Here is a 23,632-nt window from a genome sequence, read left to right as displayed (position 1 = left end):
TTATATCTGAAGATCTATTGTCCGGTTAATGTGTCCTTACTTGTCCGCTAATTATGTCTCAGACTGTCCGCCGAATATGGCACAGATGTCCGTTTAGCTCGACAATCTGCATTTATGCTTCCATTTTTATTTTTTTACACTCTTTTCATTGTATACCCTTTGATCCAGGGCGTCTGGGTCAGCCTGAATAAGTGGACCTTGATGGGAAGGATGGAGTTTGTTGGAGCAGATAATTTTATTCGGATGTTTAAAGATCCGGAATTCTGGGAAGCCTTATGGCACTCGACGAAATTTACTATTATTACAGCACCAATCATTGTGGTATCGGCACTGATCCTGGCACTTCTTGCAAATCGAACAACTCATTATAAAAAGTTTCTTAGAATTTGCTATTACCTTCCATGTGTACTTTCTGTTTCGGTTGCCTCTTTTTTATCCGAGTACACGTTTACACCGATACGCGGCCTGGTGAATGGTATTCTTGAGTCGATAGGATTAGTTGATTCAGAAACGGCACCTTTATGGCTTCAAAACGTTCACCTGGTGTGGTTTGTCATTATTATTATGACTGTATGGTGGACAACAGGTTTCTCCATGCTGCTTTATTTGTCGGCGCTTCAGAATGTTCCAGAGGGAGTTAGAGAGGCTGCAAAAATTGATGGTGCGACTAAGCCACAGACCCTGTTTTATATTATCCTTCCGCTCCTGAGAGAGACAACATGGCTTGTAGCTTTACTTCAGATTATTGCCTGCTATAAAGTATTCGGTCAGATCTATATTATGACAAGTGGCGGTCCAGGCAATAGTACAAGGCCGTTAGTACAGTACATATATCAGCAGGGATTCAGCAAAAATGCAATGGGGTATTCAGCGGCAATGTCATATGTTCTTTTCGTAATCCTGGCGGTTGTATCAATGGTACAGTTGAAACTTCAGCGGCGAAAGGAGATGGTATGAAATGAAATCGAAGAGTAAATTCAAAATCGGAACACTGGTTCTTGCGTTTGTGTCAATTGCGATTGCACTTGTCATGATTCTTCCGATAGTCTGGGGCTTATTCTGCTCGCTGCAACACGAAGGAAAACAGATAAAAACGATTTGGGATTGGTTCACTCCGCCATATACTTTGGCAAATTATCCGAAGCTGATCGCCAACAGCGAAGTACTGGTGTGGTTTATCAACAGCCTGGTAGTTGCCGTGATTACAATGGTCCTCACTGTTTTAATCACGACTATGGCTGCATATGCACTTGCGAAGATTCCGTTTAAAGGAAGGCATGCATTTTACATGTATTTTCTTCTTGGCATGCTGATCCCGACAGAAGCGACGGTTGTCCCTTTGTTTATTCTGGTTAAGGGACTTGGGCTTGCAGATTCTTATGCGGGTCTGATATTCCCGACAATTGCAAATGCAATGATGCTGATAGTCACTGTAAGCTTTTTTAAGTCTGTTCCAGATTCGATAATAGAGGCTGTTCGTATTGATGGAGGGTCGGAATTTACCATTTTCTGGAGAATAATGCTTCCTCTTTCCAAGCCAATTATTGCAACTGTTTGCCTGTTTTCATTTGTGAATAGCTGGAACAATTATCTGTGGCCTCTGCTTTGTATCTTCAGCGATAAGCTTTATACCATGCCAATCGGTATACCGACACTGCTAAAGATACAATCTCCGGATTTCGTTGTGCCTATGACCGCTAATATGATTTCTTCACTTCCAATGATTATTATGTTCATTATATTTGAACGCCAAGTCGTAGAGGGAATCTCTACCCAGGGACTGAAGGAATAAGCCTGTAAAAAGTTTTACTATAATCTATGCAAGGAGAATGAGGAACATGCATATTGAAAATTACCCGCGCCCGCAGTTTGTAAGACCTGAATGGACAAATCTAAACGGAGAATGGGATTTTGCATTTGACAGAGACGATGTGGGAAAAGCAGAAAAGTGGAACGTGCATTTCCCACAGGGTCAAAAAATTGTTGTCCCGTTCACTTATGAAACGAAGTTAAGCGGTATCGGTATAGAAGAAGATGTGAATGTTATATGGTATCATAGACAGCTGCCTGCCAGCAGGAGGGATCTTTCGAACGAATGTTTGATTCTGCATATGGAGGGGTGTGATTATAAGTCCGAAATTTATGTCAATGGCGTTATGATAGGAAGCCATACGGGCGCATATTCCAGAGCAAGTTATGATATCACGGATGCCCTTAATGATCGTGATAACTTTTTAACTGTAAGAATTGAAGATAGCCGCAATAAGAGTCAGCCCAGAGGAAAACAGAGATGGCTTGATGATAACTATGGTTGCTGGTATGTACAGACAACCGGAATATGGAAGACAGTATGGTTGGAGAAAGTTCCTTCTGTATATATACAATCGCTCAGATTGACTCCATCGGTAAAGGAATGTTGTGTCGATTTTGATATAGAAGTTAGTCAGCTTCCGGCAGATAACGAAAAATATTCTGCCTGGCTCAGGGTTATGGATGGAGAAAGGGAGGTTAATAAGGTATCTCTTGCTTTGGCGGAGAAAAAGGTAAGCGGAAGGTGCTTTTTGTATGGTAGTGAACTTCATGACTGGGGAATAAAATTGTGGTCTCCTGAACACCCTGATCTTTATGATGTTGAAGTGATGTTGATTCGTGATGGGCAAGTTGCAGACAAGGTCTATTCGTATTTTGGATTAAGGGATATTTGCTGCAGCAAAGGACAAATCCTTCTTAATGGGATTCCTCTGTACGAGCGCTTGATTCTTGATCAGGGATACTGGAAGGACTCGGGACTTACTCCCCCGGACGAAGAGGCTCTTATAGAGGATATTGATAAGACTCTTGCCTTAGGATATAATGGGGTGCGTAAGCATCAGAAAGTAGAAGATGAAAGATATCTCTATTGGGCAGATGTTAAGGGCCTTCTGGTTTGGAGTGAGGTGGGAGCGTTTTATGACTTCACGGAAGAGGCTATTGCGGATTTCACTCAACAGTGGATTGAGATTGTCCGCGATAATTACAATCATCCATCTATTATTACATGGACTCCCTTTAATGAGAGCTGGGGAATTCGGCAGGTAAAAACGAATAGGCAGGAACAGGAATTCACGAAGGGAATTTATTCACTTACGAAGAGTCTTGATGCTACAAGACCAGTTATTGCAAACGATGGGTGGGAACATACTATTTCGGACATTATTACCATCCACGATTATGCAGAAAACGGAGACTCCTTTTACCGGCATTATATGAATCATATTCAGGAGATCTTGAAGAATGAGTGCTTCCCTTCACGTGAAAAAGCTGCGTTTGCGGACGGGTATGAATACAAGGGGCAGCCTATTATGATTACTGAATATGGAGGAATCGCTTTTCAAACGGACAAGGGATGGGGATATGGTAATCAGGTCTCAGACGAGAAAGAATTTTTGAAACGCTTTAAAAATATAACAGAGGCAATAAAAAGGATTCCATGGTGTAGCGGATATTGTTACACACAGCTCACAGATGTACAACAGGAGGTTAAGGGTCTCTTGAATGAAAACCGGACGTATAAAGTATGTCCTGATAAGATCAAGGCTATTAATGAAATTCCTGCAGGGGAATAATCTACTAATACAACAGGATCAGCAGGGATAACTGCTTGATCCTGTTTGTTGATTTTAATCTGAATTCCTGAAATTCGCACCATAAATATTTCCTAAAGATGTAGTTCCAATATTCATAGCTGCTATTTTGAATTAACCGGTCTATTGTATGACATAAAATAAAATGAAGCAACTTTACGGATTCGGGTTTATGGCATTATGGAGGATACGTATGCGATTGAATGTTTCGGAAAAGTCTCTTCCGGTTTATGAGGCTATGGCAAGTCCGGTAAGACTTAAGATTCTTCAGCTAATTAGTGAGCAGCCGCGGTGCATTACAGAGCTGGCGGACAGTCTTAACCTCAGCAAGGCAATTATTACAAGACATATACAGAAACTGGAAGGCGCACATCTCATCAAATATGTACAATTAACCGCTAATGATAAACGGAAAAAATATTTTCAAATGGCTGTCGATAGTATATACATTGATTTTCCACTCAAACTATTTTTGTCATATTCAGTTCATAGAGAAGAAATAGGGGTGGGCAATTATTCAAATTTTTATGTAGAGCCTACTTGTGGAATGTGTAGCAGTAAAAAGAAGATAGGGAGATTCGATGATCCGACAGCGTTTGTAAGCCCAGAACGAATTTCGGCATCGTTGCTCTGGTTTTCGAGTGGATTTGTAGAATATAAAATTCCGAACAATCTTAATCCCAAAGAGGTACCTAAAATGCTTGAGATTAGTATGGAGCTGGGATCGGAGTTCCCTTTTTCTAACAATGTCTGGAGCAGTGATATAGATTTTTTTGTCAATGGCGTTGCATTGGGAAGCTGGCTTTGCCCGGGAGATTATTCGGATACGCGTGGTTTCTATACACCATCCTGGTGGGATGATAACTGCAGCCAGTACGGCATCCTTAAGCATATACGGGTAGGAGAAGAACAGACATCTGCTGATGGACAGTATATGTCAAACGTCACAATAAATCAGCTGCATTTAACTGACAGTCCGTTTATCACATTGCGCATCGAGAGCAAAAAGGGAAAGAAAAATAGTGGTGGAGTGACAATATTTGGAAAGTATTTTGGAAATTATCCGCAAGATATAGTGTTTAGCACATATTATTGTTGAATGCTTGGATAATTCATGTCTGCAATGCAAAGGCGGTTGCGGGGTAGTGTTGTTTGTAAACGTGAATGCTGGATAGAGAAATCCTCATGGGCCGCAACAAAAAGGATAGTCAATCGCGGCGATTCATTGCAGATGTAGTGCCAAATTGAAAAAATGCTGAGATACGCATTATTATCCTGAGATCGGAACAGGATGCCATGCCTGGTCTTCATCAGAACTGAATCCCCAGCAGAATACACAGCTGTGTGATTCCATTGCCCATCTGTTCTTTCCAGTTTGATCGTGCGTCTCTTCTGTCCAGGCGTTTTGCGAAGAAGCACAGAACAAGGATGCCTGCGATTCCCGCGAGGAAGAAGATGCAGGATGGAAAGGCTGTTACATGATGCAGAACCGCTGTCAAAGACCAGCGGCTCCGGTTTACAGCGAGTGCCAGGAGCATCAGGGCAAATCCGGAAGGCATGAGAAAACGCATCTGCCGGTTCAGAAACGGCACATCGATTTTTCTGAGAGCAATTACAAATTTCCAGCCTGCCTTCAGTGATCCGGCGAGGATAACCAGCACAGCGCCGATCCGGAAGAGCAGACTTGGAAAGCGGCAGGCGAGAACGCCGGCGCTGATACTGAAAAAGAGTACGGGTATACAGTCCGTCAGCGCCATGGACAGATGGAATCCTTCCGGGATGTTTGCGTTGCCTTGCATCATGCGACCAGCCATTTGTGCTCCTTTACCGAGTAGATGGGGAGAAACGGAATCATGATCGGAGTCGTGGATTTATATTTCCGATATTCCGGGTCATTGCCGTAGTTCTTGTCCTGACGGATTTCGAGACGGCGCGCTCCGCCGAACATCACGTAGATAATTCCGGCATAGCCGAGAAGAGAGCAGATCCATTCGGCGGGATTATGATATACGTTGAGTCCGGAAATGAAGACACCGGTCCAGAAGATCATCTCGCCAAAATAATTGGGGCAGCGCACGATTCGGAACAGGCCTGTATCGACAAAACGTCCCGGGTTCTTTTTCTTTGCGCGGTTTTTCTGCAGATCCGCGGTAGTTTCCAGAAGCAGACCGGTCAGAGAGATCAGGAATCCGATCAGGCAGAGAGCATCTGTGCCCTTATTGTCCTGCAGCCGGAAAAGAACCGGGGATGTCTGCAGAACGTAAAGAACGGCTGCGGAAATCCATATGCCGACTTTGGCCGCAAAGGACACACTTTTATCGGATTTTACCTCTCCCTTCATCCGGCGGGTGTAGGCGGTTTTCAGGTCGCGATACGCGAGATATCCGGCGAGCCGGCAGCCGTAGACGATGAAAAGCACGGACTGCAGGATGGTTCCGGCACTCAGATTCCCGGAGAACAGGCACAGGAGGCCGGCACCGACCAGGGCGACAGCAGCTCCGTATCCCAGGGAAATGAACCATACATATTTGCGGAAACCGCAGGAGCTGGCCAGAAGGGCCAGAAGCAGAAGAATCAAAAACTCTTTCATAAACAAAATCCTTTCATTTGTCGCAGGCGAAAACCCACTGCCTTTAGGTTGCCGTTCGTTGGCACAGCCACCTGCTGATGATCTTGACAGGCTATTTTTGAATGGTGCATATTTAATGATAGCGACAGGTGTCGTTATTTTCAATTGATTTCTTTCGGGAACGAGGAAACTGCAACATTCAGAGAGGAGGTGTCGCTTTTCTTGAGGAGAAAAGATCTGGACCACAGTCTGATACAGAGCTATCTGACGGAGGCACTGCTGCAGCTTATGGGGACAAAAAATTTTTCGGATATTTCTGTCGGTGAAATTGCGGAGCGGGCGGGGGTTCACAGGGCGACATTTTACCGGCATTTCAGTTCAAAGGATGAAGTCCTTCGATGTGCTCTGGCACGGATGCTCCGGGAAACAGAGGGAGACAGGGAACTGCTTCAAACGGATTTCGCCTCGTTTATCCGCCCGGTGTTTCAGGCGTTTTTCGACAACAAAAACCAGATGCTCCGGCTGTACAAAGCCGGTTTATCGGGTCAGATCCTGGATGTCCTGAAGGAGTATTTTCATTTTGATGAGATTCCGGATATGGTTGTAAATGGCGGGGATGGTGATGGCGCATCCGATACAGGTGAAACCATAAATATGGAAAAATACAGGATGGCCTACCGGACAGGCGGCATATATTCCTGCCTGCTTCTGTGGTTTTCTCACGATATGAGGGAGACGCCGGAGGAAATGACGGAGATCGCTGTGTCGCTGTGACATTGTGAAACGGTTAGTGATGAACGCGAAAAAAGTAGTCGGGTGGGTGATGAGCGCGAAAGATGTAATCCGGTGAGTGATGATCGTAGAAGATGTGATCTTTGCGTGATGGCAGGAAAGAAATTTTGAAGCGCCGGGCCGGCTGTGGAAAACTATGCGAACCGGGGCTGCTGCAACAGGTGCAGACGACCAACTGCAGGGGAAATTCCGTTGTGGAAAACTGTGTGAACAGGGCTGCCGCAACAGATGTTGCGGCAGCCCCGGTTCATCAGGATTCCTGTTCAAACGAATGTGTGACGTCAGTACAGGATCATTGTTTCCGGGATGCCGTTTTTCCATACGATACGGCTCTCACCCTGGATCAGTGGTTTCAGGTAATCGATCATCTTCTGGGTCACATCGTTTCCGGATTTGGTGATCCAGTCCACAGGGACTTTTTTCTCCGCATTTGCAGCGACATCGATATCGACAAGGCCGTAGGCCACGCGGTACGGCTTATCGGATGTGCGGATGATGGAAGCCATTTTGCCGCTTTCGCCGTTCAGAGCGGCCTGAACTGCTTTCATTCCGACCATACGCGACTCGTCTTCATCGGTTGCGCTCTGAAGGTGGGAGGCGCAGCGCTGCATGAGGTTCAGCTCGATGGATCGAACCTTGCAGCCGATCTTATTGCGAACGAGTGTCTCCAGAACAGAGGAAGCCCCCGCGATATAGGAATGTCCGAAATTGTCGGTTGCCTTAGTCTGGACGATTTCGGAGACATATCTTCCGTCCGAAAGCTTTACGCCTTCACTGACGGCGACCAGTACAGCATCCTCTTCGGAAAGCTTCTGCTGTACATCCTGGATGAAGGATTCCGGGTAAAAAGGACTCTCGCAGAGGTAAATCAAATCGGGACCTTTTCCGCCGTTCAGACGGGAGAGCGCGGAGGCGGCGGTAAGCCATCCGGCGTTTCTTCCCATCACTTCAACGATGGTGACCGCCTTCTTGGCGTATACATGGCAGTCGCGCTCAAGCTCAGAGAAGGTCGTGGCGATATATTTTGCCGCAGATCCGAACCCTGGGCAGTGATCCGTGCCGCAGAGATCATTGTCAATGGTCTTCGGTGCTCCCATGATGGAGATCCCGGTGATATTGTGTACACGGCAGTACAAGGAGAGCTTGGCAATGGTATCCATGGAGTCGTTGCCGCCAATATAGATAAAATAAGAGATGGAATTCTTCTGAAGAATATCGATGATGCGCGCGAGCTGCTTCTGATCCTTCAGCTTCAGGCGGCAGGAGCCGAGAGCGGCGGCCGGTGTCTGGGACAGGAGCTGAAGTGCCTCGGAATTATCGATCTTGTCGCGGAGGTCGATGAAGTTTTCCTCCATCACACCCTCGATACCGTTCACGGCACCATAGATATTGTCGATCTGGTCTGAAATCTGTGCACAGCTAATGATCCCGGCAAGGGTTGCATTGATGGCGGAAGTTGGTCCGCCGGATTGAGCTACGAGCAAATTCTTCACTTTTAATTCATCCTCCGGTATATTTCTCATTCAGTGTCGTATACAATATAGCATCCCGGTGTAGTGTTGACAATAGCAGGTACGGAAAGGATTCCACTAGGATTCCACCCCTTCGGTTGTTCACGGACAGACACGACACATCCAAACCACAGCTCCGCCAGCAGGAAGAAGCCTCCAGAAAAAAGACAGAAAGAAAAAAGAAAGACAGAATGAAAAGGTAAAGAGGAAAATACGAAAAACAGGTTCACTTGATGTAAGAAAGATGATATAGTTGAAACTGTACTGTTTTAGTCGGATTTACTGTATAAGCTCTTCGAAAACGCAGACAGGATCGTCACGCGCGAAGCGTGTGTAAGAGACTGTATGCGATTTCGAAGGCAACAGGTATGAGCGTGTAGCCGTGTGAAACACGGCGAAAACGCGAATACCTGTAGGATTGCGGGAGTGCGAAGCACGGAGCAATCCGTAGCTTATACAGTATGCGGCACGACTTATCGTATGAGTTTGACTGTATGAGTCCAGTCGCAATGTTCTTGGTCCACGGGGAGCTTGCTCACCAGTGGGCAAGAACATTAGCGACGACAACAGGTATGAGCATGGAGCGGTGCGAAGCAACGCGGGAATGCTCATACCTGTTAGCGGCACGGAAGCTGCGAAGCAGCGAAGTGACGCGGGGACTTATACAGTATGTGGCCCAATAAATCCCGAAAACGCAGACAGGCCGCCTGCCGCGAAGTGTGTGTAAGAGACTGTATGCGATTTCGAAGGCAACAGGTATGAGCACGAATTTATACATATTATTATAGAAAGAGGATTTTGTAATGAGTAAAAAACAGAGCATCATGGATATTGATACCGTTTCCCTGGATGATGAGAACAGTCAGATTATCATCATCGACCAGACTCTCCTTCCCTATGAGACGAAGACGATTCGTCTGACCACGCAGAATCAGATCTGGGACGCTATCTATACGCTTCAGGTCAGAGGAGCGCCGGCGATCGGGGTGACGGCGGGCTTTGGACTTTATCTCGCCGCAAAGGAGATCGGCGCGCACGCGAAGAGCTTTGATGATTTTTATCCGGAGTTTGTCAAGGCAAAGGATTATCTGGATTCTTCAAGACCGACAGCGGTGAATTTGTCATGGGCCTTGAACATGCTTGACAAGACGGCACAGAAGAACCGGGACAAAACGGTTCCGGAGATTGTGGAGGCTCTGCACCGTGAGGCCGTCCGGATTCAGGAAGAGGATATCTGGGCGTGCCATAAGCTTGGCGAGTACGGCCTGACCCTTGTGAAGCCCGGGGACGGACTGCTGACGCACTGCAATGCCGGAAAGCTTGCCGCGACACGCTACGGCATGGCAACGGCGCCGATGTATCTCGGGCAGGAAAAAGGCTATCATTTCCATGTGTACTGCGACGAAACCCGTCCGGTGCTTCAGGGCGCGCGGCTGACGGCGAAGGAACTGATGGATTCCGGAATCGATACGACCGTCATCTGTGACAACATGTCCAGCTCTCTGATGAAGGAGGGTAAGGTTCAGGCTGTTTTTGTCGGCTGTGACCGTGTGGCGGCGAACGGAGATACCGCAAACAAGATTGGGACCTCGGTTGTTGCTATCGTGGCAAAGCATTATGGCGTTCCGATGTACATCATGGCTCCGACTTCTACAATTGATATGAATACGCCGGACGGCAGCAAAATCCGCATCGAGCAGAGAAAGCCGGAAGAGGTAACCGAGATGTGGTACAAGAAGAGAATGGCGCCGGAGGGAGTCAAGGTCTACAATCCCGCCTTTGACGTAACGGATCATGAGCTGATCACCGCGATTGTGACGGAATACGGAATTGCGAGACCGCCTTATACGGAATCGCTGAAGAAAATCATGGAGAAAAAAGCTGAAGCGATGAAAGAGAAGGAATAAGGATACCCGGAGCGGATGAGAGTTGAGGAGGGCGCTTTATGAATGATGAGGTAAAAGAGATGACAAATGAGCTTGATAAGTTCATGAAGAATAAGGAGGCCACAAGCGAAAAGACGGAGGCTCTGGTCGAGGAGATGCTGAAAAGCTATCGGGAATATCCGGTCAGCACCCGTCTGAATGTGACAAATATCCTGAACCGGGAGACATTGATCGATGTGCTGCAGAAGGTGCGTGAGATCCTTTTTCCGGGATATTATGACAACAGCAGGGTGCGGGCTGAATACGTGAAATATACGGTCGGCGAAAAAATTGAGTTTGTGCAGTATCATCTGACAAAGCAGGTGGCCATTGCGCTCGGCACACAGGAAATCTGTGAGGAGTGTGAGCGGTCCGTTCTGCTGCAGAGGGCGGAGAAGATTGTCGATGATTTTCTCGATCAGCTTCCGAAGCTGCGGGAAATTCTGGCTACAGACATACAGGCTTTCTATGAAGGCGATCCTGCGGCATATAGTTTTGATGAAATTATCCTCAGCTATCCCGGTCTGATGGCAATTACCGTCTATCGGATCGCCCATGAACTGTGGAATCTGAAGGTTCCGCTGATTCCGCGGATTATGACAGAATATGCGCATGGCAAGACGGGGATCGACATTCATCCCGGCGCGACCATCGGAAAATATTTTTTCATCGATCACGGTACCGGCATCGTCATCGGCGAGACAACCGAGATCGGCGACCATGTCAAGATCTATCAGGGCGTGACACTGGGCGGCCTGTCAACGAGAAAAGGGCAGGCACTGAAGGGCGTGAAGAGGCATCCTACGATCGGCAACAATGTCACGATCTATTCCGGCACATCAGTGCTCGGAGGAAATACCGTCATCGGTGACAATGTGACCATCGGCGGCAACACCTTTGTGGTCCGGTCGGTTCCCGCGGATATGAAGGTCAGCGCGAGGGCGCCGGAGCTTGAGTATTCACATGGCCCATCGCAGGGCACCGATAAGGATACTTATTGGGATTTTGTAATTTGAAGCGGACAGCGGCCGTGAAGAACAGGACGGGGATCTCAATCTGTTTTGTCGGATGACAAAGGTAAGAGAGGGATCTCTGTCTTTTTGTGACGGAAAGAAAAATACAGAAATGAACATTTTGTTGGAATTTTGTGGTTTTATTGACATTTCGACCGGATACTCGTATACTTGAAATGAAATGCAGAAGTCTGAGTGGCAGATTTTTTCATGATTTGCCTGATATCATGATTTTTATGATATCACGGTATGTATGATACGGTGATGCGGACTGCCGCGTGCTTTGTGCGCTAGCAATCCGGCGGGTATTCCGGGGTGAAAGTATGGATCAGAACAGGATGACGGAAAATATCGTGAGTCAGATCAGAGGCAGCATTCCTCTGAAGACGGCGAAGGTTCTTATGGACCGGGTGGAGGAATATGCCAGGCAGAAGGGACTCGCCTGTGTCATTGCGGTCGATGATGCCCATGGCAATCCGATTGCGGTTCATGTGATGGAGGATGCCTTCCTTGTGAGTTATGAGGTCGCGACCCAGAAGGCCTATACGGCGGTCGCGGTGAAGATGTCAACGATGCAGGTCCATGAGATGATACAGCCCGGAGGCACCTTCTACGGGCTTGAGTCCATGAACAACGGGCGGATCATCGGATTCGGCGGCGGCGTACCGTTGAAGATCGGAGACAAGATCGTCGGAGGCCTCGGCGTAAGCGGGGGAACCGGTGAGCAGGACAACGACGTGGCGGAGTTTGGCCTGAAGGTTTTCGCGGAGATTACCGGGCAGGCGTGACGTGTTCCGGAGCCGAAGGCGCCCGGACTCCTCACATCGGGAGAACTGCTGGTTCTCGGAATTGGAGTGCTGAATCGTCACATCACATCATCTTTAGAATTTATAGAGTCGATTATAGAGTTGATGGAACATCATGGCGGATGGATACTTTGTGTATCTCCGCCATTTTTTTATGCGAACAGTGAGCCGCAGCCGAATGCGAAGTATTCGTGTGTGACGAGCGTCGCGATAGCGAGATAAAACTCGCGCAGCGTGTTTTATCTCGTTGTTTAGTTGTTGCGGAGAAAAAATGCAGACGGGTTGTATTTGCAAGAACTACTGATATATGAACAGCTGATATTGTGGAATTGTGTTGAGTTATTCCCCGATAAATGTGGTTTTTTGAAAGATTCGACCCTGTTTCTATTGATAAACGATCATCCGGGATGTATAATGGATCCAAATACTATGAGTGGCACTGTCGGGTTGAGACAGGCAGATGCTCTGGGTTTTTATCCGGTCCGGGACATGGGGTTTCGGACTTTCCGGGGGCATTCATTAAGTGCCCCGCATCCGATTTCGGTGATTATTGCGCCGGGATCAAATGACATGTTCACGTGATTTCAGACATTGCGGAGAAAATGAAGCATGAGAAGATCAAAGAGATTTGAGGTTCTGGACCAGCGTCCGGTAAATAAGGATGGCTATATCAATGAATGGCCGGAGATGGGCTTTGTCGCCATGAAGAGCCCGTATGATCCGAAGCCGTCTGTCCGGGTGGAGAACGGGCAGATTGTTGAGTTGGATGGAAAGAAACGGGAGGATTTTGACTTCCTGGATACCTTCATCGCGGATTACGCCATCAATATCGCACGCGCGGAACAGTCCATGAAGATATCGGCACTGGATATCGCGAAGATGATTGTGGATATTCATGTGTCAAGGAAAGAGGTTCTGGAGGTGATCTCCGGAATCACGCCGGCGAAGATGACGGAGGTCATCAATGAGCTGAATGTGGTTGAGCTGATGATGGGCATGCAGAAGATGCGCGCGAGGAAGAAACCCGGAAATCAGGCGCATATCACCAATCTGAAGGATGATCCGGTTCAGATTGCGGCCGATGCGGCGGAGGGCGCGCTCCGGGGATTTGCGGAGGAGGAGACGACGATGGGTGTCGCGAGATACGCGCCGCTTGACGCCATGGGTCTTCTGATCGGTTCGCAGGTCGGCCGGCCGGGTGTACTGACGCAGTGCTCATCAGAGGAGGCAACCGAGCTGGAACTCGGAATCCGGGGACTTACGACTTATGCGGAGACGCTCTCGGTATACGGAACGGAGAAGGTATTTATCGACGGCGACGATACGCCTTATTCAAAGGCGTTTCTGAATTCATCCTACGCATCCAGAGGACTGAAGGTCCGCTTTACCTCCGGATCAGGCTCCGAGGTACTGATGGGAAGCAGCGAGATGAAATCCATGCTCTATCTGGAGTGCAGATGCCTCTATGTGACGAAGGGCTGCGGAAGTCAGGGGATTCAGAACGGCTCTGTCAGCTGCATCGGCATACCGGGATCGGTGCCTGCGGGTATCCGGGAGGTTCTGGGAGAAAATCTTGTGGCTGCACTTCTCGGGCTTGAGTGCGCTTCGTCGAATGATCAGAGCTTTTCCAACTCCGATATGCGCCGCACCGCGAGAACGATGCTGCAGTTCCTTCCGGGGACTGACTTCATTTTCTCGGGCTACGCAGCGGAGCCGAACTATGACAATATGTTTGCAGGTTCCAATTTTGACGCGGAAGACTTCGACGATTACAACGTTTTTCAGCGTGACATGCAGGTGGACGGCGGCCTGAGACCGGTAAAGGAAGAAGATGTCATCGCCGTCCGCAATAAGGCGGCAAAGGCTGTTCAGGCGGTGTTCCGTCAGCTCGGTCTTGCGGAGGTGTCCGACGAACAGGTGGATGCGATCACATACGCCCACGGCAGCAAGGATACACTTCCGAGAGATGTCGCGGCGGATCTGATGTCTGCGGAGGATGTCATGAAGCGTGGGATCACCGGCATCGATGTGGTGAAGGCGCTCGCCGACAGCGGCTTCACGGATGTCGCGGAGAGTGTGCTCTCCATGCTGAAACAGCGTGTGATTGGGGACTACATGCAGACTGCGGCGATCCTCGACAGCGATTTCCATGTGATGTCCGGGGTGAATACGCCGAACGATTATATGGGACCGGGAACCGGGTATCGTGTGGAAGGGAAGCGCTGGGAAGAGATCAAGCGCATCCCGCATCGTATCAATCCTATGGATATTTAGGAGGACAGCATGCAGGTTTCACAGGAATTAATTGAGAAAATTACAGAAGAGGTTGTCCGTCAGATCCGAAGCCGCGGGAATTTCGGTTCGACTTACGACGCAAACGGTTTTCGCAGGGTAGTGGCCGGGGAGCTTGGCGAGGATGATATTCCTTCCATGGCGGGCAGGACCAGAATCAATGAGAATAAGAGCGATTACTCCGCATACAGAAAGGCGGAGAAGGGCACGGATCCGAAGGAGATCGTCATCGGCGTGGGCGCCGCGTTCCAGAGGGAGATCAAGAAAACTATCGGCGGAATTCCGCTCGACGAGGTCATCCGGAATGTGAAGGCCGGAATTGAGGAAGAGGGGATGATCCCCCGTGTGGTGAAGGTCCTTGACACATCAGACGTCGGTTTTATGGCGCTTGAATCTGCAAAGCTGTCGGGTTCCGGAATCGGTATCGGGATTCAGTCCAAGGGAACGACCGTAATCAGCCAGAAAGATCTGTACCCGCTTTCCAATCTGGAACTTTTTCCTCAGGCACCGCTGATGACCCTGGAGACGTACCGGAGAATCGGACAGAATGCAGCGAAGTACGTCAAAGGGGAGAATGTTACGCCGATTCCGTCTGTCAATGATCCGATGGTCAGACCGAAGTATCAGGTAAAGGCGGCAATCATGCATATCGCGGAGACGGAGCAGCTGGATCCGAAGCTCGGAATCATTGAATGGGAGGAAAAATGATGCAGTATCCTTTGGGTGAACATGAGAGAGACCGTATTACTTCCAGAACCGGGAAGAAGCTGGATGAGCTTTCACTGGATGAGGTGAGGAAGGGACATGTGGCTCCCGATGACATCAAGATCTCCGCGGAGATGCTCCGTGCGCAGGGAGAGGTTGCGGATCAGGCAGGAAATGCCCCGATGAAGAAGAATTTCGAGCGTGCGGCGGAGCTGACCAATGTACCGGATGATGTGATCCTCAGAATGTACAACAAGCTCAGACCGAACCGGGCGACGAAGACAGAGCTTGCACGGATGGCAGAGGAACTTCTGGAAAAATATCAGGCGCCGAACTGCGCGAAGCTTGTTCTGGAGGCGGCTGAGGTGTACGAGAAGAGGGGAATCCTGCTTCCGGATAAGAAGTAAGCGCGCACGGAAAACAGTATGCCTGAACGATGCGGCAGGCCGACGAAGCCGGTCCACATGTGGCAGCTGCGAAGCAGCGGAGCAGGTGGCTTTATACATATTGTGGCGCTCCGCTTGCATGGCATGGGCGTTTACTACAGGAACTGCTTTTGAAAAATATTATCGAAATATCCATTAGAAAATATCCGCGAGGTTAGGTCTTTGAGCATTGTAGCAGGTGTAGATATCGGAAATTCCACAACAGAGGTCTGTATCGGAGAATACAGTGAAGGGGAGAATTTGCGCTTCCTGTCCGGAGCTTCGGTCATGACGACGGGAACCAAGGGAACCGCGGCGAATATTCACGGGATCCTTGCGGCTCTGAAGGAAGCTATGGGTCGGATCGGCAGGGAAGTTTCCGGGATTGATCTGATACGGCTGAACGAAGCGGCTCCGGTTATCGGCGATACGGCGATGGAGACATTGACCGAGACGATCATCACGGACTCTTCCATGATCGGGCACAATCCCTCCACCCCGGCCGGGGCCGGGCAGGCGGCGGGGGAGCTGCTCTCGTTTGAGCGGCTGGACCGGGGACTGCCGGGGACACCGTACATTGTTTTTGTCCCGGGAAATCACGGCTATGAAGAGGTGGCGAGAAGAATTAATGAAACGGCCGGACGGCTGAATGTAGTCGGGATGATTCTTCAGGCGGACGAGGCGGTTCTTGTGGAGAACCGTCTTACGCGGAAGATTCCCATCGTCGATGAGGTGAAGAGAATCGACAAGATCCCGGACGGCAAGATGGCGGCGATTGAGGTAGCTCTTCCGGGTCAGTTTATCCGGATGCTTTCCAATCCCTATGGCATTGCCACACTGCTTCATCTCAATGCGGATGAGACGCGGACGGTGACGCCGATTGCCAAGAGCCTGATTGGAAACCGGAGCGCGGTTGTGATCCGGACGCCGAACGGAGACATCCGGGAGAATGTGCTTCCGGCCGGAGAGATTTATCTGGATGCGGAACATCCGGTCAGGATTTCTTTGGACGAAGGCGCGGACAAGATCATGAAAGCGGTCGGTGATGCGGGCAGAATCCGTGATGTGACCGGACAGGCAGACACCAATGTAGGAAATATGCTCAGCCGTATCCGGAAGAGCATGAGTGAAGTAAGCGGAGAGGCAGACACGGATATTCATATCACGGATATTCTGGCAGTGGACACGCTTGCGCCCGTACTGATCTCCGGAGCGCTTGCCGGTGAGACCTGTCTGGAGAAGGCAGTGGGAATCGCCGCGATGGTGCGTACGCAGCAGCTTCCCATGCGGCAGATCGCGGAGAAGCTGTCGGAGGTGCTGCACACCCGGACGACGGTTGCGGGTGTGGAAGCGGTCATGGCGAGCCTGGGAGCGCTTACGACACCGGGCACTGCCCTTCCGCTCGCTATCCTGGATATGGGAGGCGGATCGACCGATGCCGCGATTATCCGGGAAAACGGAAGCGTATCGCTGACGCATCAGGCGGGTGCCGGGGAACTGGTATCCATGCTGATTCAGACAGAGCTGGGTCTGGACAACCGCTACATGGCGGAGCAGATCAAAAAATATCCGCTGGCGAAGGTTGAGAGTCTCTTTCATATGAGAATGGAAAACGGCGAGATGTATTTCGTGCAGGAATCCATCGACCCGAGGTTTTACGGAAGAGTGGTACTGCTCACGGAGTCGGGGCTGGTCCGTGTGGAAAAGGATGTTCCGATGGAGCGGATTCGTGAGATCCGCCGTGAAGCAAAGAAAAAGGTATTCCTCACCAATGCGCTGCGAGCTTTGCGCTATGTGGCTCCGGATCACAATCTGCGGAAAATATCAAATGTGGTTCTTGTAGGAGGTTCGGCAGCGGATTTTGAGATTCCGGAGATGCTGATGGAAGAATTTGCCGGATATGGAATTGTCTGCGGCAGAGGAAACATCAGAGGAACGGAGGGACCGAGGAACGCGGTCGCGACCGGACTGGTGCTCTCCTACGGAGGCGAGAAGAGATGATCAGCCAGAGGCCATCAATTTTTATTTATACACATCGCGCGGACAATGATTTTCTGCGGGAGATACAGGCGGGAATCGAGGAAGAGAATGTTGCGTCTGAGGTCTTTGAGATGGATGAGTCAGACGCGGACATTCTGGCGTCTGACGCGTGCAATGCCTCGATGATGGGTTCTGGCATCGGGATATCCGGTGAGAATGTTTCCTTTCAGATGCGGGGCCGGAGGCCGGGGGAGTGTGTGTACAGCGTCCATATGCCGACCTTTGCCGCATGCAGGATCATCGGCTCCAACAGCGCAAGAGTGATGAAAAAACAGTGCCTCAGAGACCTGGAGTAGAGCCTTGTTGCTCTATACTCCTCAGGAAGAAGCTCCGGACAGAGGCTCCGGACAGAGGCATTTCAGATATACCGGTATATGAAATTCATATGAAGGACAGACAATCAATGAAAATCTATACGAAAAACGGTGATAACGGAAGGACATCTCTTCTGAACGGACAGAGCGTTCTGAAGACGGATGACAGAATTGAACTCCTCGGCACCATAGACGAATTGAACAGTCAGATCGGCATGGCAAAGGTTCTTGCGGACGATGAGCTCCGGGAAAGACTGACCCATATTCAGAAGACGCTGATGTTCATGATGTCCGGGGTGGCCGCGCCTATGAAGCGGGAATACCGTTTTGAGGAATCGGAGACGCAGAAGCTGGAAGGGTGGATCGATGCTACGGAGGATTCTTTTCCGCGGGTGAAAGATTTTGTGCTCTACGGCGGATGCGAGGAATCCGCAAGGCTGGATGTGGCCCGGGCGGTTGCGCGGAGAGCAGAGCGAAGGTTTCGTGTCGTCGCGCAGAAGTTTGTAGCAGATAAGAAGGCGATGCAGTACATGAACCGTCTGTCCGATTTTCTGTATGTTGCAGCCAGATACGCGGATTATAAAGCGGAGAATATCCGGAGTGAGGGAGTCCGCCAGGAGGTGATCCGCGACATCCTGAAGGAACCGCACGGCTCCAGGAGGAGGATTGACAACTGAGCGGGAAGCAGGATAGGGAGGAAGGACAGAAATGTACGTGTGCGACATGCATACTCATTCAATCGCCAGCGGGCACGGTACCTCGAGTACCATCGCGGATATGGCGAAGGCCGCTGCAGCGAAGGGAATTCAGGTGCTGGGCATCACCGATCACGGTCCCGCAACTGTTGCGGCTGGCACAGAATCGTACTTCAGAAGCCTGGCTTACGCTCCGGAGTTTCGTGCGGGGGTTCGGATCTGTTATGGCGCGGAAGTAAATATTGTAGATTTTGCTGGAAACATTGATCTTCCGGATGACATACTGGACGGTCTGGATTATGCGATCGCCAGCATTCATCATCCTAATCTGAAGCCGGGAAGCGCTGTGGCCAACACCCTGGCTTATACGCAGGCAATGAGGCATCCAAAGGTGCGGATCATTGGTCATCCGGATGACGCAAGATATCCGGTCGACTATGAACTCCTGGCAGACGCGGCTGCGGAATATGGTGTCATTCTCGAGGTAAATAATTCCTCGCTTTCCCCTGACGGCTACCGGGGAGATACAAGACCGAATGACCTGAAAATGCTCGCGGCATGCAGAAAGCGAAATCTTCCGGTCATCATGGCGAGCGACAGCCACGGACCCGGTCATATCGGTGATTTTACCTGGGCGGAACGGATTCTGAGGGAGGTAAATTATCCGGAGGAGCTGATTCTGAACAGCAGGCCGGAGAAAATCCGCGAGGCTCTGAGAATCGGCGAAGCCAGACGGAAACCTTCACGCAGCCGGCAGAGCGGGATGGAGAAGCTTCGTGGGGCTTTGCGGAGCAGTTGATGAAACGAAGAGAAACCAACAAAATCGGTCCCAGAACGGGCTCAGAAACCACATGAAACAACACGATTCTATTGACATTGTTGAAGCGTATGATATAATGTCATCAGGATAAAAACCAACTAAACTCAAAACCAATCAAAATGATGCATTTCAAGGAGGAAGTAGCAAATGGCTGTTAATGAGTTTGAAATTAAGAAACAGATCTGCGACATCGGAAAGAGAATCTACAACCGCAACATGGTTGCAGCGAACGATGGAAACATTTCCGTAAAGCTGGATGATCATACATTCCTTTGCACACCGACAGGCGTTTCCAAGGGATTCATGACTCCGGAATATATCTGCAAGATTGATGAGAAAGGCCAGGTGCTTCATGCTAATCCGGGCTTCAAACCTTCTTCTGAGATCAAAATGCATTTAAGAGTATACGAAAAGAGACCGGATGTCGGATCTGTCGTTCATGCTCATCCCGTATATGCGACAAGTTTCGCGATTGCAGGCATTCCGCTGACACAGCCGATCATGCCGGAGGCAGTCATCGCGCTCGGCTGCGTACCGATCGCTCCTTACGGAACTCCTTCCACAATGGAGATCCCGGACGCTGTTGAAAAGTATCTTCCGTACTTCGATGCTGTCCTTCTTGAGAGCCACGGCGCTCTGACCTATTCTGTAGATCTGCTTTCCGCATATCTGAAGATGGAGTCGGTTGAGTTCTACGCACAGCTGCTGTATCAGTCAAAGATGCTGGGCGGCCCGAAGGAGTTCGACAAGGCAACGGTTGAGAGACTGTATGAAATCCGCCGGCAGATGGGTCTTCCGGGCAAGCATCCGGCAAACCTTTGCCAGAACAAGGGCACGCTGAACTGCCATAACTGCGGCGGCTCCTGCAGCAGCGACGGACTCGGCGAGCATACAGGATCCACATACGCGCATGGCGCTGAGAGCAATGCCGATACCGTTGCGGAGATCACAAAGAAGGTAATGGAGCAGCTCGGACTCAACAAGTAAACCACCGGCCCGCAAGTCCGGGCACGGCATGAATTGTATTATATATCGGAGGTAATTATCGTGCCAGTTGATGAACGCATGGTGAAAAACATTGTTCAGGAAGTCATGGCAAAGATGAATATCAACGACAGCGCTTCCGGCAAGCACGGCATTTTCAAGGACATGAACGATGCGATTGAAGCTGCGAAGAAAGCCGAGAAGGTTGTCCGGGTAATGTCTCTTGATCAGAGAGAGAAGATCATCACCATCATCCGCCGCAAGATTCGTGAGAATGCGGAGCTGATGGCCCGCATGGCGGTTGACGAAACCGGAATGGGCAATGTTGGACATAAGATTCTGAAGAATTATCTTTGTGCAGATAAGATTCCGGGAACGGAGGATATTACCACAGAAGCATACTCCGGAGACCGCGGACTTACTCTTGTCGAGGAGGGCCCGTTCGGAGTCATCGGTGCTATCACACCCTGTACAAATCCGCAGGAGACAATCTTCTGCAATACAATCGGAATGCTTGCGGCCGGAAATACTGTAGTATTCAACCCGCATCCGCAGGCAATCAAGACAACAATCTACGCGATCAACATGATGAACGAGGCTTCCCTGGAGGCCGGCGGTCCGGACAACATCGCGTGCACCGTTGAGCATCCGACGCTGGATACCAGTTCTGTCATGATGCATCACAAGGATATTCCTCTTCTGGTTGCTACCGGCGGTCCGGGCGTTGTAACCGCAATTCTTTCCTGCGGCAAGAGAGGAATCGGAGCCGGAGCAGGAAATCCGCCTGCACTGGTTGATGAGACGGCAGACATCCGCAAGGCGGCGGAGGACATCGTAAACGGATGCACCTTCGACAATAACCTTCCCTGCATCGCCGAGAAAGAGATCGTCGCTGTACAGCAGGTCGTTGACGAGCTGCTGCACTACATGGTAACCGAGCAGGGATGCTATCTCGCATCCAAGGAAGAGCAGGACGCTCTCATCCGCACCGTCATGGATGAAAAGGGCAAGCTGAACCGCAAGTGTGTGGGACGTGACGCCAGAACACTTCTGTCCATGATCGGAGTTGAAGCGGATCCGAGTATCCGCTGCATCACCTTCGTCGGAGAAAAAGAGAATCCTCTGATTTCCACGGAGCTGATGATGCCGATTCTGGGTATTGTTCCGGCAAAGGATTTTGATGACGCTGTTGAGAAATGCGTATGGCTGGAGCATGGCAACCGCCATTCCGCCCACATTCATTCTCATGATGTGGAACGTATTACGAAGTATGCAAGAGCGATGGATACCGCGATTCTTGTCAAGAACGGCCCGTCCTACGCGGCTCTGGGTTATGGCGGAGAGGGCATCTGCACCTTCACCATTGCCTCCAGAACAGGCGAGGGACTTACAAGCGCCAAGACCTTCACGAAGAAGAGACGCTGCGTAATGGTAGACAGCCTTTGCATCCGCTGATCAGGAGGAAATTACAGAATGGATATGAATCAGAATAATATAGAGGAGATTGTAAGACAGGTACTTTCAAGCATGTCCGGAACACCGGCACCTGCGAATGCCCCTGTTGCGGCACCTGCCTCAAGCGGTCCGATTCCGAAGACCGCGCATGTGGCGATGCTCACAGCACTTCAGCACTATGATGTGAAGGAGTTCCCGATCCCGGAGGTCGGCGACGATGATATCCTCGTAAGAGTCGAGGGAACCGGAATCTGCGGAACCGATCAGCATGAATTCAAGAAAGATCCCTTCGGTCTGATCCCGGTTGCTCTTGGACATGAGGGAACCGGAGAGATTGTAAAGATCGGTAAGAATGTAAAGGTTGACAGCGCCGGAAATCCGGTAAAGGTCGGCGACAAGATCGTCACCTGCATGATGTTCAAAGATGATCCGGACATCACAATGTTCGACCTGAACAAGAAAAATGTCGGAGCGGCTGATGTATACGGACTGATCCCGGATGATGACATTCATCTGAACGGATGGTTCTCCGACTACATCTTCATCAAAGGTTCCCGCGGATCTACATTTTTCAATGTATCTGACATGGATCTGAAGAGCCGTATCATCATCGAGCCCGCGGCAGTTCTGGTACACGCGGTTGAGAGAGCAAAGACGACCGGAATCCTTCGATTCAACAGCCGCGTAGTCGTACAGGGCGTCGGACCGATCGGACTTCTGTGCGTCGCGGTTCTCCGCACGATGGGTATTGACAACATCACAACGGTAGACGGCAATGATTCCAGACTGGAGTTCTCCAAGAAGATGGGAGCTACCAAGACAGTCAATTTCATGAACTACAAGGGAATCGACAACCTGGCGAACGCGGTTGCAGAGACATTTGACGGACATCTGGCAGATTTCGCTTTCCAGTGCACAGGATCACCGGTCGCGCACTCCAATATCTACCATTTTATCCGCAATGGCGGCGGGCTGTGCGAGCTTGGCTTCTTCATCAACAACGGAGATGCCACCATCAATCCGCACTTTGATCTCTGCTCCAAGGAGATCAACCTCGTGGGATCCTGGGTATATACACTGAGAGACTACGTCACAACCTTCTCCTTCCTGAAGAGAGCAAAGGCAATTGGCCTTCCGGTAACGGATCTGATCACAGATGCGTTCCCGCTCGACAAGATCAATGAGGCACATGAATTCGCTCTGGCACAGAAGGGATTCAAGATCGCGGTTACAAATGTACCGCTTGACGGAAATACAAATAATCACTGATGATGCTTGACATCAGTCGGAATGACTACGATACTGATTGAAAGGAGTGCAGGACAATGGCAAAAGCCGTGGGTATTCTGGAGGTTTATGGTCTGACGTGCGCCTTTGTGGCTGCCGACGCCGGATGTAAGGCTGCCAATGTCACACTGGAGGTTTTTGACAAGAATAAGCCTGCACATGCCGATGAGCTTCCGGTTCCTCTTCTCGTCACGGTGAAGTTCAGAGGAAATGTCTCTGAGGTAAACGCGGCGATGGAGGCCGGAATCGAAAAGGCAAAAGAGATCAGCGGAGTTGTGCAGCACTACGTAATTCCCAATCCGGATGATCCGGGTGTTGAAAAGATGCTGAAAATCAGCGCACTAGACAAGTTTTGAACTTATCAGGAGGATTTGAG

Annotated in this window: 22 protein-coding genes; 19 read left to right on the top strand and 3 right to left on the bottom strand. The window is 49.9% G+C overall.

Going from position 1 to position 23,632, the window contains the following annotated elements:
* Positions 1–210 precede the first annotated feature (210 nt).
* From ACTNDI_RS12425 to ACTNDI_RS12410, 4 genes are all read left to right on the top strand, one after another.
* Positions 211–957: a carbohydrate ABC transporter permease gene (locus tag ACTNDI_RS12425; RefSeq protein WP_441101298.1), complete on the top strand. Its 747-nt coding sequence runs from the start codon at positions 211–213 to the stop codon at positions 955–957.
* Between the two features lies 1 nt (position 958).
* Positions 959–1,792 carry a carbohydrate ABC transporter permease gene (locus ACTNDI_RS12420; RefSeq protein ID WP_441101297.1) on the top strand — a complete coding sequence of 278 codons (834 nt, stop codon included), beginning with the start codon at positions 959–961 and terminating at the stop codon, positions 1,790–1,792.
* 46 nt (positions 1,793–1,838) lie between these two features.
* Positions 1,839–3,605: a glycoside hydrolase family 2 protein gene (locus tag ACTNDI_RS12415; RefSeq protein WP_441101296.1), complete on the top strand. Its 1,767-nt coding sequence runs from the start codon at positions 1,839–1,841 to the stop codon at positions 3,603–3,605.
* Positions 3,606–3,816: 211 nt separating this feature from the next.
* Positions 3,817–4,722, top strand: a complete 906-nt coding sequence (locus ACTNDI_RS12410; RefSeq protein ID WP_441101295.1) for an ArsR/SmtB family transcription factor — start codon at positions 3,817–3,819, stop codon at positions 4,720–4,722.
* 211 nt (positions 4,723–4,933) lie between these two features.
* Here ACTNDI_RS12410 and ACTNDI_RS12405 read toward each other — a convergent pair whose 3' ends face one another.
* The gene (locus ACTNDI_RS12405; protein ID WP_441101294.1) at positions 4,934–5,437 is read right to left on the bottom strand and encodes a hypothetical protein; all 504 of its coding nucleotides are present in this window, start codon (positions 5,435–5,437) and stop codon (positions 4,934–4,936) included.
* A complete protein-coding gene (locus ACTNDI_RS12400; RefSeq protein ID WP_441101293.1) occupies positions 5,422–6,213 on the bottom strand; it encodes a DUF1295 domain-containing protein in 792 nt (263 codons plus the stop codon). The genes ACTNDI_RS12405 and ACTNDI_RS12400 overlap by 16 nt, the downstream gene beginning before the upstream one ends.
* A 201-nt stretch (positions 6,214–6,414) precedes the next feature.
* Here ACTNDI_RS12400 and ACTNDI_RS12395 point away from each other — a divergent pair, with 201 nt between their 5' ends.
* Positions 6,415–6,966 (top strand): TetR/AcrR family transcriptional regulator, encoded by a 552-nt coding sequence (locus tag ACTNDI_RS12395; protein WP_441101292.1) that lies wholly within the window; start codon positions 6,415–6,417, stop codon positions 6,964–6,966.
* A gap of 299 nt (positions 6,967–7,265) precedes the next feature.
* Here ACTNDI_RS12395 and ACTNDI_RS12390 read toward each other — a convergent pair whose 3' ends face one another.
* Positions 7,266–8,477 (bottom strand): 6-phosphofructokinase, encoded by a 1,212-nt coding sequence (locus tag ACTNDI_RS12390; RefSeq protein WP_441101291.1) that lies wholly within the window; start codon positions 8,475–8,477, stop codon positions 7,266–7,268.
* An 821-nt stretch (positions 8,478–9,298) separates the two neighbouring features.
* On the opposite strand from ACTNDI_RS12390, the gene mtnA reads away from it, so the two are divergent.
* From mtnA to ACTNDI_RS12320, 14 genes are all read left to right on the top strand, one after another.
* Positions 9,299–10,402: an S-methyl-5-thioribose-1-phosphate isomerase gene (gene mtnA, locus ACTNDI_RS12385; protein WP_441101290.1), complete on the top strand. Its 1,104-nt coding sequence runs from the start codon at positions 9,299–9,301 to the stop codon at positions 10,400–10,402.
* Between the two features lie 38 nt (positions 10,403–10,440).
* Entirely contained in the window at positions 10,441–11,436 is a 996-nt protein-coding gene (epsC, locus tag ACTNDI_RS12380) for a serine O-acetyltransferase EpsC (RefSeq protein WP_441101289.1), read from the top strand.
* 320 nt (positions 11,437–11,756) lie between these two features.
* Positions 11,757–12,221: a GlcG/HbpS family heme-binding protein gene (locus tag ACTNDI_RS12375; RefSeq protein ID WP_441101288.1), complete on the top strand. Its 465-nt coding sequence runs from the start codon at positions 11,757–11,759 to the stop codon at positions 12,219–12,221.
* A gap of 627 nt (positions 12,222–12,848) precedes the next feature.
* Positions 12,849–14,513, top strand: a complete 1,665-nt coding sequence (locus ACTNDI_RS12370; RefSeq protein ID WP_441101287.1) for a propanediol/glycerol family dehydratase large subunit — start codon at positions 12,849–12,851, stop codon at positions 14,511–14,513.
* A 9-nt stretch (positions 14,514–14,522) separates the two neighbouring features.
* Entirely contained in the window at positions 14,523–15,239 is a 717-nt protein-coding gene (locus tag ACTNDI_RS12365) for a propanediol/glycerol family dehydratase medium subunit (RefSeq protein ID WP_441101286.1), read from the top strand.
* Positions 15,239–15,643, top strand: coding sequence for a diol dehydratase small subunit (locus tag ACTNDI_RS12360; RefSeq protein WP_441101285.1), 405 nt, complete (start codon positions 15,239–15,241; stop codon positions 15,641–15,643). Before ACTNDI_RS12365 ends, ACTNDI_RS12360 begins: the two co-directional genes overlap by 1 nt.
* A gap of 201 nt (positions 15,644–15,844) precedes the next feature.
* Positions 15,845–17,662, top strand: coding sequence for a diol dehydratase reactivase subunit alpha (locus ACTNDI_RS12355; RefSeq protein WP_441101284.1), 1,818 nt, complete (start codon positions 15,845–15,847; stop codon positions 17,660–17,662).
* Positions 17,659–17,997, top strand: a complete 339-nt coding sequence (locus ACTNDI_RS12350; RefSeq protein ID WP_441101283.1) for a glycerol dehydratase reactivase beta/small subunit family protein — start codon at positions 17,659–17,661, stop codon at positions 17,995–17,997. The genes ACTNDI_RS12355 and ACTNDI_RS12350 overlap by 4 nt, the downstream gene beginning before the upstream one ends.
* A gap of 107 nt (positions 17,998–18,104) precedes the next feature.
* Positions 18,105–18,692 carry a cob(I)yrinic acid a,c-diamide adenosyltransferase gene (locus ACTNDI_RS12345; RefSeq protein WP_441101282.1) on the top strand — a complete coding sequence of 196 codons (588 nt, stop codon included), beginning with the start codon at positions 18,105–18,107 and terminating at the stop codon, positions 18,690–18,692.
* A gap of 31 nt (positions 18,693–18,723) precedes the next feature.
* Positions 18,724–19,509, top strand: coding sequence for a phosphatase (locus ACTNDI_RS12340; RefSeq protein WP_441101281.1), 786 nt, complete (start codon positions 18,724–18,726; stop codon positions 19,507–19,509).
* Positions 19,510–19,677: 168 nt separating this feature from the next.
* Positions 19,678–20,517 (top strand): class II aldolase/adducin family protein, encoded by an 840-nt coding sequence (locus ACTNDI_RS12335; protein WP_441101280.1) that lies wholly within the window; start codon positions 19,678–19,680, stop codon positions 20,515–20,517.
* A gap of 60 nt (positions 20,518–20,577) precedes the next feature.
* On the top strand, positions 20,578–21,969 hold the full coding sequence (locus ACTNDI_RS12330; RefSeq protein WP_441101279.1) for an aldehyde dehydrogenase family protein: 1,392 nt from the start codon (positions 20,578–20,580) through the stop codon (positions 21,967–21,969).
* An 18-nt stretch (positions 21,970–21,987) separates the two neighbouring features.
* Complete coding sequence (locus tag ACTNDI_RS12325; RefSeq protein ID WP_441101278.1) at positions 21,988–23,238, top strand: zinc-binding dehydrogenase; 1,251 nt, start codon at positions 21,988–21,990, stop codon at positions 23,236–23,238.
* Positions 23,239–23,294: 56 nt separating this feature from the next.
* Positions 23,295–23,612, top strand: coding sequence for a BMC domain-containing protein (locus ACTNDI_RS12320; RefSeq protein ID WP_441101277.1), 318 nt, complete (start codon positions 23,295–23,297; stop codon positions 23,610–23,612).
* The last annotated feature ends 20 nt before the right edge of the window (positions 23,613–23,632 follow it).

Source organism: Bilifractor sp. HCP3S3_D3, from assembly GCF_052063915.1.
Taxonomy (GTDB): domain Bacteria; phylum Bacillota; class Clostridia; order Lachnospirales; family Lachnospiraceae; genus Bilifractor.
Note: the sequence above shows the minus strand (reverse complement) of the source record. Positions and strands in the feature narration are given on the sequence as shown.

What these genes read in the sequence shown, in the direction of transcription:
- epsC (WP_441101289.1), top strand. Translation starts at nt 10,441, where the DNA reads ATGAATGATGAGGTAAAAGAGATGACAAATGAGCTTGATAAGTTCATG.
- ACTNDI_RS12360 (WP_441101285.1), top strand. Translation starts at nt 15,239, where the DNA reads ATGCAGTATCCTTTGGGTGAACATGAGAGAGACCGTATTACTTCCAGA.
- ACTNDI_RS12320 (WP_441101277.1), top strand. Translation starts at nt 23,295, where the DNA reads ATGGCAAAAGCCGTGGGTATTCTGGAGGTTTATGGTCTGACGTGCGCC.
- ACTNDI_RS12365 (WP_441101286.1), top strand. Translation starts at nt 14,523, where the DNA reads ATGCAGGTTTCACAGGAATTAATTGAGAAAATTACAGAAGAGGTTGTC.
- mtnA (WP_441101290.1), top strand. Translation starts at nt 9,299, where the DNA reads ATGAGTAAAAAACAGAGCATCATGGATATTGATACCGTTTCCCTGGAT.
- ACTNDI_RS12370 (WP_441101287.1), top strand. Translation starts at nt 12,849, where the DNA reads ATGAGAAGATCAAAGAGATTTGAGGTTCTGGACCAGCGTCCGGTAAAT.
- ACTNDI_RS12400 (WP_441101293.1), bottom strand. Translation starts at nt 6,213, where the DNA reads ATGAAAGAGTTTTTGATTCTTCTGCTTCTGGCCCTTCTGGCCAGCTCC.
- ACTNDI_RS12325 (WP_441101278.1), top strand. Translation starts at nt 21,988, where the DNA reads ATGGATATGAATCAGAATAATATAGAGGAGATTGTAAGACAGGTACTT.
- ACTNDI_RS12340 (WP_441101281.1), top strand. Translation starts at nt 18,724, where the DNA reads ATGTACGTGTGCGACATGCATACTCATTCAATCGCCAGCGGGCACGGT.
- ACTNDI_RS12415 (WP_441101296.1), top strand. Translation starts at nt 1,839, where the DNA reads ATGCATATTGAAAATTACCCGCGCCCGCAGTTTGTAAGACCTGAATGG.
- ACTNDI_RS12345 (WP_441101282.1), top strand. Translation starts at nt 18,105, where the DNA reads ATGAAAATCTATACGAAAAACGGTGATAACGGAAGGACATCTCTTCTG.
- ACTNDI_RS12350 (WP_441101283.1), top strand. Translation starts at nt 17,659, where the DNA reads ATGATCAGCCAGAGGCCATCAATTTTTATTTATACACATCGCGCGGAC.
- ACTNDI_RS12405 (WP_441101294.1), bottom strand. Translation starts at nt 5,437, where the DNA reads ATGGCTGGTCGCATGATGCAAGGCAACGCAAACATCCCGGAAGGATTC.
- ACTNDI_RS12410 (WP_441101295.1), top strand. Translation starts at nt 3,817, where the DNA reads ATGCGATTGAATGTTTCGGAAAAGTCTCTTCCGGTTTATGAGGCTATG.
- ACTNDI_RS12425 (WP_441101298.1), top strand. Translation starts at nt 211, where the DNA reads ATGGAGTTTGTTGGAGCAGATAATTTTATTCGGATGTTTAAAGATCCG.
- ACTNDI_RS12375 (WP_441101288.1), top strand. Translation starts at nt 11,757, where the DNA reads ATGGATCAGAACAGGATGACGGAAAATATCGTGAGTCAGATCAGAGGC.
- ACTNDI_RS12335 (WP_441101280.1), top strand. Translation starts at nt 19,678, where the DNA reads ATGGCTGTTAATGAGTTTGAAATTAAGAAACAGATCTGCGACATCGGA.
- ACTNDI_RS12420 (WP_441101297.1), top strand. Translation starts at nt 959, where the DNA reads ATGAAATCGAAGAGTAAATTCAAAATCGGAACACTGGTTCTTGCGTTT.